Origin of the sequence: uncultured Fibrobacter sp. (assembly GCF_947305105.1) — a bacterium.
In the GTDB taxonomy this organism is placed as follows: Bacteria; Fibrobacterota; Fibrobacteria; order Fibrobacterales; family Fibrobacteraceae; genus Fibrobacter.
Genome location: NZ_CAMZCS010000010.1, coordinates 30440 through 44439 on the forward strand (window position 1 = coordinate 30440; position 14000 = coordinate 44439).

Annotated in this window: 11 protein-coding genes; 5 read left to right on the top strand and 6 right to left on the bottom strand. The window is 49.7% G+C overall.

The window, feature by feature from the left end; all coding sequences use genetic code 11:
* Positions 1 to 31: 31 nt before the first annotated feature.
* The 3 genes from Q0Y46_RS06705 to Q0Y46_RS06715 form a co-directional block, all read right to left on the bottom strand.
* Positions 32 to 1087, bottom strand: a complete 1056-nt coding sequence (locus tag Q0Y46_RS06705) for a hypothetical protein (protein WP_297946013.1) — start codon at positions 1085 to 1087, stop codon at positions 32 to 34.
* Positions 1080 to 1910, bottom strand: a complete 831-nt coding sequence (locus tag Q0Y46_RS06710; RefSeq protein WP_295683754.1) for a TIGR02147 family protein — start codon at positions 1908 to 1910, stop codon at positions 1080 to 1082. Before Q0Y46_RS06710 ends, Q0Y46_RS06705 begins: the two co-directional genes overlap by 8 nt.
* Positions 1911 to 2084: 174 nt before the next feature.
* The gene (locus Q0Y46_RS06715; RefSeq protein ID WP_297946015.1) at positions 2085 to 2723 is read right to left on the bottom strand and encodes a SagB/ThcOx family dehydrogenase; all 639 of its coding nucleotides are present in this window, start codon (positions 2721 to 2723) and stop codon (positions 2085 to 2087) included.
* Positions 2724 to 2863: 140 nt separating this feature from the next.
* On the opposite strand from Q0Y46_RS06715, the gene Q0Y46_RS06720 reads away from it, so the two are divergent.
* Complete coding sequence (locus Q0Y46_RS06720; protein ID WP_297946017.1) at positions 2864 to 5068, top strand: YgiQ family radical SAM protein; 2205 nt, start codon at positions 2864 to 2866, stop codon at positions 5066 to 5068.
* A 12-nt stretch (positions 5069 to 5080) separates the two neighbouring features.
* Here Q0Y46_RS06720 and Q0Y46_RS06725 read toward each other — a convergent pair whose 3' ends face one another.
* On the bottom strand, positions 5081 to 7234 hold the full coding sequence (locus tag Q0Y46_RS06725; protein WP_297946018.1) for a hypothetical protein: 2154 nt from the start codon (positions 7232 to 7234) through the stop codon (positions 5081 to 5083).
* A gap of 77 nt (positions 7235 to 7311) precedes the next feature.
* A complete protein-coding gene (locus Q0Y46_RS06730; protein ID WP_295859872.1) occupies positions 7312 to 8154 on the bottom strand; it encodes a 50S ribosomal protein L11 methyltransferase in 843 nt (280 codons plus the stop codon).
* Between the two features lie 87 nt (positions 8155 to 8241).
* On the opposite strand from Q0Y46_RS06730, the gene Q0Y46_RS06735 reads away from it, so the two are divergent.
* Positions 8242 to 9261 carry a DUF4172 domain-containing protein gene (locus Q0Y46_RS06735; protein ID WP_297946020.1) on the top strand — a complete coding sequence of 340 codons (1020 nt, stop codon included), beginning with the start codon at positions 8242 to 8244 and terminating at the stop codon, positions 9259 to 9261.
* Here Q0Y46_RS06735 and Q0Y46_RS06740 read toward each other — a convergent pair.
* Complete coding sequence (locus tag Q0Y46_RS06740) at positions 9258 to 10085, bottom strand: diguanylate cyclase (protein ID WP_297946022.1); 828 nt, start codon at positions 10083 to 10085, stop codon at positions 9258 to 9260. The two genes, Q0Y46_RS06735 and Q0Y46_RS06740, sit on opposite strands and share 4 nt — an antisense overlap.
* Positions 10086 to 10767: 682 nt before the next feature.
* Here Q0Y46_RS06740 and Q0Y46_RS06745 point away from each other — a divergent pair.
* Genes Q0Y46_RS06745 through Q0Y46_RS06755 form a run of 3 tightly spaced genes read left to right on the top strand, consistent with a single transcriptional unit; the run spans position 10768 to position 13865 of the window.
* Positions 10768 to 11952, top strand: coding sequence for a hypothetical protein (locus Q0Y46_RS06745; protein WP_297946024.1), 1185 nt, complete (start codon positions 10768 to 10770; stop codon positions 11950 to 11952).
* Between the two features lie 9 nt (positions 11953 to 11961).
* A complete protein-coding gene (locus Q0Y46_RS06750; RefSeq protein ID WP_297946026.1) occupies positions 11962 to 13176 on the top strand; it encodes a hypothetical protein in 1215 nt (404 codons plus the stop codon).
* Positions 13173 to 13865, top strand: coding sequence for a WbqC family protein (locus Q0Y46_RS06755; protein WP_295685213.1), 693 nt, complete (start codon positions 13173 to 13175; stop codon positions 13863 to 13865). The genes Q0Y46_RS06750 and Q0Y46_RS06755 overlap by 4 nt, the downstream gene beginning before the upstream one ends.
* Positions 13866 to 14000: the final 135 nt, after the last annotated feature.

Consider the following 14000-nt stretch of genomic DNA (forward strand, 5'->3'; position numbering starts at 1 on the left):
CACCCCATCTAATTTTCACTTTTATCATTCTCTAAGGTTCCTTTTTGTCATTGACTAGATAGCCCACAATCAGACGTCCTTCCCTCGCATCCACATTAAGACCAAGGAATCTTTCATGATTGACACTATCGCAAGAGATTTCACCATTTACGTAAGTACACGGCAAAATTTTCCACTCCCGAATGAGTTTGCCAACGTCGGATCCGCAATCCACTATATGTTTTCTTTCAGGAGTCATTTCTATACAACCATTCATCTGGCTATTAGGGACAAGCATCATCGTGTTATTCCCATTTCTGAGCCCTACATTGAACGACAGCAACAAGGTATCCCCTCTAAAGCTATACGCAGCCCTCACATCATTGTCAAAAAGAATATTTTCATCACTCTGGTCCACAACGGTTTCAAGCGCAAGGAAAATGGAATCGCTATTTACATCGACTTGCATTTCCCCCGACTGCACCAAATTAGCATCGAAATAATAGTTTTCAATTCGGTAGTCCAAATACGCATCATCACGCCATGGTTCCACGTCAAAGCCAATAAACCTGTTGCGGCCGCTATTTTCACAGTTCAGTTCCCCGTTTATATATGCACACGGCAAGAACCTCCATTCGCCATCTAGCCGGCCAGCACCCGTCTTCATGCTGTCGCAAACTTGTCCATTTATTAATAGGCAACCGTTCAACGCACTCTCAGCGACAAGCATGATCGTGATTTCACCCGTTTCGGCACCCTCATTGAACGACAGCGACAAAGTATCCCCGTTAAGGTTGTACGCAACCCTCACCGTATCGTCAAAGGAGAAATTTTCATCCCACTTGCCCAAAATCTCATCATGAGGACATTCGTGATTGTTATTAAAAACAAAGACAAGAGAATCGTCAGTTTCATTAGCCAATATCTTACCACTCTGCGCCGAGCATGCTTTTTGATAGGGGGTATCCATCATTTCCTGCGGGTCCAAACCTGGAGCACTATCATGGCTCGTTCCAATCCAATCCTCGGTAAACCCGACACAACCGGACAAGAAAAGAAGGCCCATCACAGCCAGCATAATATTTTTCTTGAATATTTCCTTATTCATTTTCAGCATCCCCCTTCCGACTCAGCGGAAATAGTTGCAAATTCAACCGATAAACCCTATCGTATTTTTTGACCTTCGAAACAATATCCATCACATGCCGCCGGAACTTATTGGCTTCGTCCATGAGCAGCAAATAAGTCTTTTCGTCTGCACCGAAGGTAAGTCCCGAAACATTGCGTTCCTCCTTCGGAATCGTATCCAGCGCATCGGCCGCCAAGAGAGCAAACTGCTTTTGCATCGCCTGTAACGACATGGGGACAGGCACACCGCCATTTGAAATCCAACGATCCGTCTGCCTGTAATTCCCGTAGCAATCCCTTTCCAAAAGCCCAAGTCTAAGCATCCGTTCCAAGGAATTGCGCACCTCGCCCGCAGTCGCCTCGGGTATGCAGTTCTTTGCGATTTCAGAAGGCTTCGCCCCCGGCATAATCGGAGCCAGTTCGCGCACCACCAAGTTCAACCACGATCCGAAATATTCAACCGCCTCCGCTCCCACAACATGCACTTTGTTCTCTTTCGCCAAAAAGCACATTTTCTCAAAAATACGGAGTCGCGCCACATCGTCCTGCGCTTCGCAAAAATCAACCATCATGCAAAAGTAGTCCGCCTGGTAACCAGACAGGTTCATGGCTCCGGCCACCCTCGCCGCACCGACACGACTCAATCGAGTCTTTCCGTCACAGACAAGTTTCAAGTAGCCGGACGACGAAAATCCCGCAAGTTTCGTGAATTCGCGCCACGAGAAATCGGAAACCCTCTTGCGTTCCTCGTAGAATTCGCGCATATATCGCCGGTAATCTTGATATTCAGTAATCGGATTCATCGTCAGCCTTTTTCCATAATTTATCTATTTCATGAAACAAATAATGCTATTTTTTGCACAAAAATAGGCTTTTTTCTTCAAAAATTAAGCAAATTAAAATCTATATGAAACACACTGTTTCATATAGAGGCGGGCAGGACAAAACACCTGTCCACCGATTCAGGAATAAAGGATTTACTTGTTATACCCGACGGCGTGATTCAGCATCGGGATTTGCTTTGCACTCAGGCCCAGCAGTTTCTGGATTCCCGGACCGTCCATGCTGGCACGGACTCGCGTCGCGATACCTAGAGCAGAACAATATATCGAAATATTCTGCGAAACGATACCGGCATCGAAAGCGCCCATGCGTCGGAAATCATCCTCAGTCCCGTAGCCGCCACCGTCGAACTTGGACACGTCGCTCACCAGCAAGATAATCACCGGAGTCTTCATGCGTTCGGTAAACAGCGAACGATGGTCGCCCTTCACCACAAGGTTCATCGCATGTGGCTTGGGATCGTACTTGTAAACGTTCTTCTGGTCGAAAATGTAGATGTCGATATCTTGCTTGTTCAATGCAGACGGAGCCGTACGCATCCCCGACTCGGGCCGGTTAATCCCGTTGGCAGCCCAAAGGATATTCCCCAGGTCTTTCACCGGAACCGGACGACCGCTAAAGCTGGTGCCGGACTTGCGATTTGCAAAAGCCTGCATTACATCTCGGCCCACCTTCGTCGGTGGAGCGTCGAACTTGACCACATCGCCTACTTCCGCAGACAACGCCATCAAAGGCAACATTAGAGCCACAATAGGCAATAATCTCAGTTTCATAAAACCCCCAATTAAAAAGGAAAATACAAAAAAATATGCGAGTTCATCCCGAGCAATACAAAAAGAGTCCCTTGAGAGCGTACGCTTTTCGATTCAGGCACCCTACGAACGAGTCCGTCAAAATTTCTATCTTCTCCTTTATGTACGACCCGCGATTTTTACCCATCTGCAAAGAAGACCTGGACGAACTCGGCTGGGACTATGTGGACGTGATTATCGTGAGTGCCGATGCCTACGTAGACCACCCGTGTTTCGGGCATGCCGTAGTGGGCAGGCTTTTCGAACATGAAGGTTTGCGGGTCGCGATTCTGCCGCAGCCCAACTGGCGCGACGACCTGCGCGATTTCAAGAAACTCGGCAAGCCCCGACTGTTCTTCGCGATTTCGAGCGGCATGGACAGCATGGTGAACCATTACACCGCAGCCAAGCGCCTCCGCAGCGACGACGCGTTCACTCCCGGGAACAAGGCCGGGTTCCGTCCCGATTATGCGACGTACACCTACGCAAAGATTTTAAAGAAGCTCTACCCCGATGTGCCGCTGATGATTGGCGGGCTGGAATCGAGCCTGCGCCGCGTGACGCATTATGACTACTGGAGCGACAAATTAAAGCCGAGCATCCTGTTCGATACGCAGGCAGACCTCCTCGTTTACGGCATGGGCGAAAAGCCCTTGAAAGAGATGGTCAGGTTATTAAAGAAGGGAGTGCCGTTCTCTAGCCTGCATTCCATCCCGCAAACAGCCTATCTTGTGCCCAAGGGGAACATTCCCAAAAGCAACCAGTGGGAAGACTTGCGACTTGCGAGCTACGAGGAATGCACAGCAAGCAAACGCACACAGATGGAAAACTGCCGCAAGGTGGACATCGAATGCAACAAGTGGTTCCAGCACCGCGTATTGCAAGACGTTGCAGAACAGACGGTCGTGATCAACCCCGCGTACCCGCCTCTTGAATACGGCGAACTCGACGAAAGTTTTGAATACCCCTACGCCCGCGAGCCACACCCGCGTTACAAGAAGCGCGGAAACGTGCCTGCGTTCGACATGATCAAGTTCAGCATTAACACGCACCGCGGATGTTTCGGCGGTTGCAGTTTCTGCGCCATCAACGCGCACCAGGGCAAGTTCATCGCGAGCCGTAGCCGCGAAAGCATCTTGCGCGAAGTGGATTTGATTACCAAGATGGACGGCTTTGCCGGCACCATCACCGACTTGGGCGGCCCCAGCGCCAACATGTACAACATGCGTGGCCGCGACCAGAGCCGTTGCCAGAAGTGCGCACGAGCCAGTTGCCTCACGCCCAAGATTTGCGACAACATGGATACGCACCACAAGGAGATTCTGGAACTCTACCGCGAAGTGCGCAACCACCCGAAGGTGAAGCACCTGTTCATCGGCAGTGGAGTGCGTTACGACATGCTGTTGCAGGAGACGGATGACGAAGAACTGCGCAAGGATCACGAGGAATACGCCCGCGAACTTATCGACTACCACGTGAGCGGGCGCCTGAAAGTCGCACCGGAACACACAAGCGACGAAGTGCTCAAGCTTATGCGCAAACCGAGCTTCACGCTGTTCCACAAGTTCAAGGAATTCTTTGACGACGAATGCAAGCGCATCGGCAAGCGCCAGCAGATTATACCTTACTTTATCAGCAGCCACCCCGGGTGTACCGAAGCCGACATGGCGGAACTCGCGCTCGAGACAAAGCAGCTTGGATTCCAGCTGGAGCAGGTGCAGGACTTTACGCCCACGCCGATGACAATTGCGACCGAGATGTTCTACAGCGAACTTACGCCCGACGGAAAGCCGCTTTACGTGGCAAAGACGCCGGAACAAAAGAAAAGCCAGCGGCAGTTCTTCTTCTGGTACATTCCAGAGAACCGCCCGCAAATCCGTGCCACGCTTGAACGCCTCAAACTCGGAAAAATCGGCAGGTTATTGCTGAGCCGTAGCGCGATGGCCGAAGGCAAGGAATTCTTCCCGAGCAAAGAACGCGAAGAAAACGCCGAGTACCGCGAGCGCGAACAGCAGAAACGCGAACAGCGCTCCGTCACCATCGTACCGAAGAAAGTCGGCGAGAAGGGCCGTTGGGAAAACTCCGCCCGCAGGGAACGTCGCGCCGCGCAGTTCGGCGAAGCATCCGGCAACAACCAGCGCGACTTCAACCGCGAAAACCGCGACCGTCGCGAGGACAACCGTAACGAACGGCGTGAATTCCATGCCAACCGCGACAGCCGCGACTTCAACAAGAATCGCAGCAACAATCGCAATAACGGCGGAAACAAGGGCGGAAACAAAAATTTCTCCCCTGTGCAATTCAGTTCGCGCCGCCGCGGACGATAACCAAAAAATCTTTTACCGCACCGTCACAAGCCGCACCTGCGAACCGCTACGCACAATGTAACGGCCAGCACGCGGCACTTCCAAATTCACAGACGCCCCGTGGGCACGCATAAACGCAATGACATTCCCACGCATATCGAATACGGCAACAGGGTGATTTTCTGCCACGCCAAAAACGGTAATAAGGCGTGAAGACACTTCCAACCGTAATAAGGGCACCGCAGGCTTCAGCTTCAATAGAGTAATATCACTGTCTTGGCAACAAGGAAGCGAATCAAACTTAAGGGTGTCGAAATCAAATATCGGGTATCCACCGTGACGCGTCCAAATTTGGCGATCGGTTTCCGTCCCACCCGAAGTATTCAAGAAGGTTACTATTGAATCGCTCTGCAGTTCCGCAGTCGTCTTCGTGAGGTTCACAAGGGCGGATGTGTCGTAAGCAACACCGAAAGGAGCGATATTGGAAAGCGCTTCATCAAAAAACACGGATTCCTCTTGTTTCATGCTTCGTACATAACCGAAAAGCCCCCCAACAGCATCCCCCTTCACTTCGGGTGCAGCGCTATAAACATTGTTAAGATACCAATGCAGATTATCCGCTTTACCAGCAATCCCGCCAGCATAGCTTGCACCCTGAGCCAACTTGCCTTTCGCCTCGACCCGCCCGTGATTATAGGCATCGGCTATTCGCGCCAAATAGATGTTGCCAACAAGACCGCCGACATGCAGGGAATCCGAACTCGTCGCCGAATCCGATGTAATACCAGTCACGTTACCATAGTTAAAAGACTTCTCCAACGCAAAGCCATTATATATCGTTGGGCGAGACCAATAGCTCATCCGGCCCACGAGTCCCCCCACCATTGTCTCGAACGAACCTTCGGCAGTGACGTTACCATGGTTCCTGAGCATCGTAAAAGTTTCATCCTTATAAGCCGTCAGCCCTTCGCCCATAACACCGCCAACAAACAAAATCAATTCCTTTGCATCACCGCGGGCCTCAACCGAACCCAAATTCAACGCATTAATTACGCTCGCCCAAGCGCAATCACCCAGAATACCGCCAACATAAAGTAGAATCATCTGTTCGTTGCTTTGACACATTGCAGAAACTTTACCGCTGTTAAACAAATCCTTCAAATCCACATGCGTCCTGAGTTTCGTGATATCCGATTCATTAATATGCCGGCCAATAACGCCACCGACATAAGACGAAAAATAAGAAGCCAAAAATCCTGTACCCACTGTTGACGAGTTAATGATAACTTTGGAGGATACGTCCCCGTAATTCTGGAGATTTTCGGCATTGCCGACGAGATTACCGACAATGCCGCCGACATAGGCAATGCGGCTCGACAAATCCACTTCGACTTTTCCGCGATTGATACAATTTGCCATGGCAATGCCATCCAACACACGGGATTGCCCCACAACACCGCCAAAATTGGATTCGCCAAACAACCCCGTAACGTCGTTTCTGCTGTACACCTTGGCCGAATTGGAACAACCCAAAATACCGCCCGATGCAGATGCGGCTATACCACCTGCACTTGTGCCCGCACCGACCGAACCGCCGACAACGTTGCTGTTCACAATAAGAGCTGGGCTTTTCGCGGTCGCAGTCACGTACACGGCAATGCCACCGGCGGACACATTGCCCTTGACATCGGTGTTGTAGACATTCACGTTCTTGATAACCGCACTCAGCCTAGTGACAATGGAGGCGACACCGTTAATGGAATCGTTCGCAAAGGAACTGTTCGCAACATTCAAGTCGTGAATCTCGCCCGCGTCCGGGCCGACCGTTTCGAAAAAAGGTTTGTCGGCATTCAATCCGTAAATGGTATACCCGCGTCCGTCGAATTCACCCCAGAACGCTCCCTGGGCAGTACTGCGGCTCCAGAGCTTGGAGCATAGCTTGGACGTATCCGAACCGAACACGATGTCGTTTTTCAAGTAGGCGCGAATAGAGGCATTCGAATCTTGCGCCACAACTACAGAATCCAAAAAGCCGACGAGTTCCTCAGGAGACGTAATTTCGTAATAGATAGAATCTCCGCTGCCCACAGTTTTTGGAATCTTGGCGGAGCCATCCCATGCAGCAAAAGAGAACTGTGCGAATACAGCCAGCGCAAGGAAAAAGGAAAAAGAAAAGGCTTTACTCATTATCACCCCTTCTCCCAAGCACCGTTCTAAATATATACTCTAGATAGCTCTTTTGGCAAGACCCATCTAAGCACAAATTAAGAGCAAGCCAGCACACTCCACCACTCGCCGCTTTCGCGCTCGACTTTCACCTTGAAACCGGCTTCTTCGAACCAACGGAGAATGTAGTCCTTTTCGGTCAGGAGCTGGCCCGAGATGATGAGTTCACCGCCCTTAGCAAGCAAATCCTCAATATCGTCGCGCAGGGGCCAGAGTTCGCTACGGATCATGTTGCAGAGGATGACGTCAAATTTTGCGCCGTCCTTGAACGCATCCAAGAATCCGAGAATGCAGTCGCTCTTGTCGAAACCGTTGCGTTCAAAATTTTCGGCAATGCAAGGAATGGTGAGCGGGTCAATTTCCGTGCCCACGGCAAGCTTTGCCCCCAGGCGACGGGCGTACATTGCGAGGATGCCCGTACCCGTACCGATGTCGAGCACGGTTTTGCCGTTGAAATCAATATTTTCCATGAGAGTCGCACAACTGCTTGTCGTGTCGTGTTCGCCTGTACCAAAAGCCGTCTTCGCCTCGAGTTCAAGCACCACAGCCTGCGGGTCATCGGGCGTGAATTCCACCCAAGGCGGGCGCACCCAGAGATGCGGAGAAACAGACACAGGCTGTGCGCGGTCGCGCCACCACTTGTCCCAATCCTTCGCAGGCTCATCGCTCAGCGTAAAATGGTACTGCGGGAACTCGGCCACGATGCGGTCGCGTTCCGCCTTGTCGCCCGTATAAAAGCAAAAGTCCGTACGGCCTTCCGCCTTGGGGTCCAATTCCTCGAGCGTCGCCACACCCGCTTCAAACAGCAAGTAGCTCGCCAGTTCAAATTCTTCGGCAGGGCAGTAGCCCTCCGCCTTGTACCATGTATCGACTTTCTGCATAATCCAAATTTATGAAAAAAAATGCACCCCCCGACAAAGAAATGTTCTGCAACGCACTTTTTGCGTAGAAAATGTTATATTGATAACATGCTGTACATTCACCAGTTCCCTGACTGGACCCGTTTCCGGTTCGATTCCAAGGCCATCATCAACGAGCTCGGCCAAGTCCGCCTCGAAGAGGGCCGACTTTTGGGTATATCGGAAATGCTCGACGACGACACGCTCGAAGCCGAGACCATCGTACGCGACATCATCGCGACATACGCCATCGACGGGCAACAGCTGGACAGCGAAATTGTAAAGGAGCAAGTCAGCAAGAAAGAGAAGGCAGACAACGCCGCCTTCAGGAGCCTCATAGGCGCCATCCGGAATTTCCGCGACGACATTGACGAAGCCCGAATCCTAGGGTGGCACGCAACACTGGCCGGCAAGCCACAACGCCAGTACCGCAGCGGTCCGGGACAAGTTCTTTCGCGCACCGATAACTCGGTCGTGTTCGCAGGGCCCGGCCCGGAACGCCTCCCGCACGAAATGGGAAACTTCATAAAATGGCTCAACACGACGCAACTGGATTCCGTCCTCAAGGCGGCCATTGCACAATTCTGGTTTCTCACCATCCGCCCCTTCGACGAGGCGAACGGAAAAATCGCAAGAGCCATCACAAACCTGCTCCTCGCCCGTGCCGAATCCTCGGGACATCTGCGGTATTCGCTCAACGAACAAATCCTGAACGATATCGACAATTACTTTAAAATTCTCTCCGCAACGCAATCCGGCAACGGCGACCTCACGGAATGGATTCTGTGGTTCCTCAAGACCTTGCGCAATGCAATACGCGAAGGGCGCTCCGCAATAAAGCCTCACGCCGAAGCCGTCCGGTTCAAGGGCAAGAAAGGCGCCGAGGGCATACAGCCCCGCGCCCAGAAAATCGTAGATGCAGTCATTGCCGGAAAAATTCCGCAACCGTTCAAAGTCACAGATGTCGCCAAATTTACCGGAACAAGTCACGACAGCGCATTACGCGATATCCAGAAACTCATCGCACAAAAACTCGTCGCCCCTAGTAAAAAGGGCGGCCGGAGCACAAGCTACAGCCTCATTCTCTAGATTTTCCTGATCGTATTCTTGTCGATTGCGTTGAAATGGGAAAGTTGCCCATACACGGCCTGCAAAAGCTGCGTCGTGTTCGAATAACCATGGCCACTGCAAGCCGTCACAATTCCGCTCACAGTTACGCCCACCTCCGGGTGTTCCGCCCAAGAAAGGTGCGTCACCTCGTCGCGGAATTTCTCAGCACGCGACAACACTTCGATTTCCGAATCCGCTTGCATCACATGCACAAAATCGTGATTACCAAAATAAGCAACGCATTCGCCGCCACCCACCAAACCCATTTGGCCAATGAGACGGCCCACATCGCAAATCACGCTATCGCAGAAGAACGGCCCGTGCGTTTCCCGGATTTGTTCTATGTTGTTGACGCGGTACATCGCGATATAATACCCGTTCCGTTCCAGCCACACAATGTTGCCAAGATAATCCAACAAGTAACGACGATTGCAAAGCCCCGTAAGCGAATCATGCTTCGCCAAAAAATCCAGCTTTCCCACAAGGTTCTTGTTTTCTACGAGTTCCTTTTCGTAAGCCCCAAGCAAATAGCTCCCCAAGGCAAACACCCCTGACCCCAAAACCACAAGAGAAACTGCCATGTCGATGACTTCCATATCAGGAGAAATTTGCGTAACCGTCTGCGGGTAGGCATTGGCGACAAAAAAGGTTAGCAAGAAAACAATCAACGAAAGTACAAACAAAATATTCTTCGCCAAACCGGATGGTCCCAAAGAAAGGAGCAATATGCCCGCAACGAAATACAGGGGCATCGCACTCGAAAAACCGCCGCAAGAAAAGAACAACATCGGTTGCAAGAACATGCACAGGACCCCACACATTACCAGATGGCATGGGGCATAAAGGCGAGTTTTGTACGCAAAGGCACTCAATACAATAAACAATATACAACAGCTTGTCCCGACAACAACCGAAGCGAGACCCACACGTTCATATGCCGAAAGGACGGTTGACAAAAACCCGACAACAATGCACAAAACCATAATGACCCAGAAAAGCGTTTTTTCTAGGGAGTCCTGTTCGCTCCAGAATTTTTTCAGCCTTTTGATCATTCCTACCTGCACAGGTAAAAAGCCAATCTTAAAAAACCTTTAAAAGCATCCGTATATAAATGTTCTATAAACGCGACATATGCAACAAACTTGTATATAATATAATTCCTCAATATCACGTAGTCAAGTCTCACCATGGCGGCTCTATAAATTTTTCTCCTTAACCCCCTTTTCCCTGCGGTCCTCGGCGAATTGTTTTTTATATTATTATTAACAGACATTCGTCAACGATAGTCGTTTAAAAAAAATCAGATGGTATTATATGCAGGGGACATTTGAGCTAAATAATTTTTATTCACACGGAACCAATGTCTATAATCTAGATGGATTTGAGCCACACATTGTCAATACCGAATACTTACGCAATCTCGGGGTAAAAGCCGTTCCATCCAAAGAAACGCTACAAGGGCTCATCAGGGGTTCCAAAATTTTCATGGAGCGCATCAAGAGCAGGACAGTCATCCCGGTATCAAAGCTCACGATGGCATACATCGATCCTGACAAGGTGGAAACAGAAATTCACAACTACACGGGCCGCTGCCCCACACTGACTTTCGAGATTAACCCCATCCGCGGCTGCAACGTCGGTTGCCAGTACTGCCTGGTCACGGACGGCGTCCACGAACAGCATCTGGTCGCCTACGAGAACTACCACCTGTACGTGCGTAAACTCCTAGAAGAGATGAACGGGACCCCGACGCGCCCCATAACAGAAGAAGACATCCACAAGAAAAATCTTTTATTGCAAGACTTGGCAACAGCCATCGAAGAAGCACCCGAACGCAAAAAAGAAATAGAATCTAAAATCGTCGAAATCAGTCGCGGCAAGAACTGGAACCATTACTACTACTTCTCCCCCAAGACCGAAGCATTCCAAGAACCGACCGTGCAAACCGGCATCGCCCACCGCATCTTGAAAGAATTCATCGCTCATTTTGAAAAGTATCCCGATTCAAACGCAAGATTGTTCATCGCCTCAAAATCTGGACCCAAGCATCTGCTTTACAAATACGAAGGCGAAACCATCCTCGACCTTTTCGAAAAGCTCAAGGGCAAAATGCAGTTCAACACGAGCGTATCAATCATGCCCACGGAGTTCCGTAACTTGTTGGAACCTTACGCAGCCCCCATCGAAGAACGCCTGCAGTCTGTCAAGTTATGCCAAGAACGCGGCATCCAGGCAAATTCGGCACTCATTCAACCCATCATAATGCCGTACCTTACCGACGAGCACATCAAGGATTTTTTTGACAAGCTCCATAACGCAGGGATTGTCAATTACAAGCCGGAATTTCTCACCGCCTGCATGGAAAACCTCGCCATGCTGGGTCAGTGGCTCGGGCATTTCGACAAGAACCTGGAACGCGAGCTTTACGAAATCTATATCAAGCCCGACAACGCCGACCACAAAAAGCAACGTGGGCGTACGGCACCAGAAAGAGACCTGTGCATCAAGAGCATCCAAAAGATGATGGATTACACCCAAAAGCTGGGCATGACCACAAGCATCTGCTTCTGGGTTCGCAAACAATTGCACATCCCGACTACCCTCATTCCTATCGTCAACGCCAATGGTTTCCAATGCCTTGGTTACCAGTCTAAACTTTTCGCCAAATAAGAGACGCTCATGAACAAGACCTATTGGCAAGTTTGTCAGGAACTCTTCGGCGAAGGGAACGAATACTACCATCATTGGTATCACGAACGCCCCATCATCATTTCGCCCGAACGGACGCAGGAACTACGCCAATTGCATTGCATTTTGTACAAATGCATTGAATACATGGCAAATCACTATACCCAATTCGTAGACAAATACATGCCCCTTTCGCCCAAAGAAATGGAAATATTGGCTTACCAAAGCCAGTTTCCATTTAAAGCGGGCACTTACCGCCCCGATTACTTGATTACACCTGCAGGTGAATTAAAGTTATGCGAAATCACCTCCCGCTTTTTTGCGCATGGAATATTCATGTCGTACTATGCGGAGAGCGCCGCCGATGAATTCATCGCCCGCCATCCAGGCACCCATCGAGATTCCCGATTCGAAGAAATGATGCAATACATGCTCAAAATTGTCGGGGATAAACAAAAAATCTACGTCTTGAAAAGTTCAGACAAGACTTCGGAAATCAAGCTGTACAAACCGTTCTATGAATACTTTGGCAAGACCGTCACCATTTACGAAGCAGACCAAGTAGAAGAGAATATCGACAAGTGGAACGGCAACTTTGTCATCAGCGCATTAAACCAAAAAGATCTCCTCAGCTATTCCATGGATACAATCAAAGCAATGATTGATTCGGGAATGTACAGCGACTTCCGCACGATATTCCTATCGCACGACAAACGGTTCATGAGAATGTGGTTCGAAGACGATTTTACGGGCAACTTCTTGACAGCGGAAGAATCTCAGTTTATCCGTGAGCATTCCATCCAGACTTATGTTTGCGCCGAAAAAGCAGCCGAAGGCACAATGGCCGACGCTTATTTGCATAAGGACCATTACATTCTCAAGCACCATTGCCTTGGGAAAAGCGAAAAAGTCTATGCAGGGTCATTAACGACTGATTCCGAATGGAAAGAACTGTTCGATTCCGGAGCAACCAAGGACATGATTATGCAACCGTTCCTGGAGCAACGGAAATTCCCCACGATATGGGAAGGAACCCCATTTGACGATTACGCCTGCGGCATGATGCTTTGCGTTGACGACAAGTTCTTCGACTCAGGATTGTTCAGGGCTTCGAGTTGCCCAGTCACAAACAAAGTAGACGACCGGAAAATCTGCCCTGTCGCCACGAATTGCGATGAACTCTACCCTTACGGAGACCTGTTGTGATTATCGCCGGAAACCAACCGTATTTTATCCCCTATATTGCATACTGGCAACTCATGACAGCATGCGACTTGTTCTTGATTGGGGACGATTACGCATTCATCAAAGATGGATGGGTACAACGCAACCGGATATTGCGGCAAGGGAAACCAACCTATTTCGGATTGGAAATCAGCAAAATCAGCCCTAATAGACTAATCAATCAAACGGAACTGATTGAAATCAATTCAACAAAGAAACTGAAAGACCTCTATTACTGTTATCACTCGGCTCCGTTTTTCAATCGAGGATACAGCTTAATGGAAAAAATTTTCTCATTCCCAGAAAAAGACCTCACCGCATTTTTGGTAAACTCCATTGAAATCATCCGTGAATATCTGGGAATAAAGACAAAGATGATGTTCACATCGCAAATCGAAGGGAATTGCCGGTACAAATGTGAACAGCGCATTTTTGATTTTTGCGACAGATTAGGAGGCACCACCTACATCAACGCAATCGGGGGGCAATCGCTATACAAAAAAGACGAATTTGCAGAACACGGAATAGAACTCAAATTCATCCATTCCCATTGCCGCGAATACAAGCAACTAGGAGGAGCATTCGTCCCCGGGCTTTCTATACTCGATGTCATCATGTTCAATTCTCGCGAAGAAATCGCACAGATGCTGGGCGAATTCACATTGGAGTAAGAAAAAAATGCTAAACGAGAGCTCTTCCGGCGCGCATTTTGCGCAGCCCAGCAAGCCCAAAACGATAAATTGTTTTGCCATTCCACCCGCCAATTTCTACATTTGCACCCGAAAATTTAACGCCTTGTGGTCGGT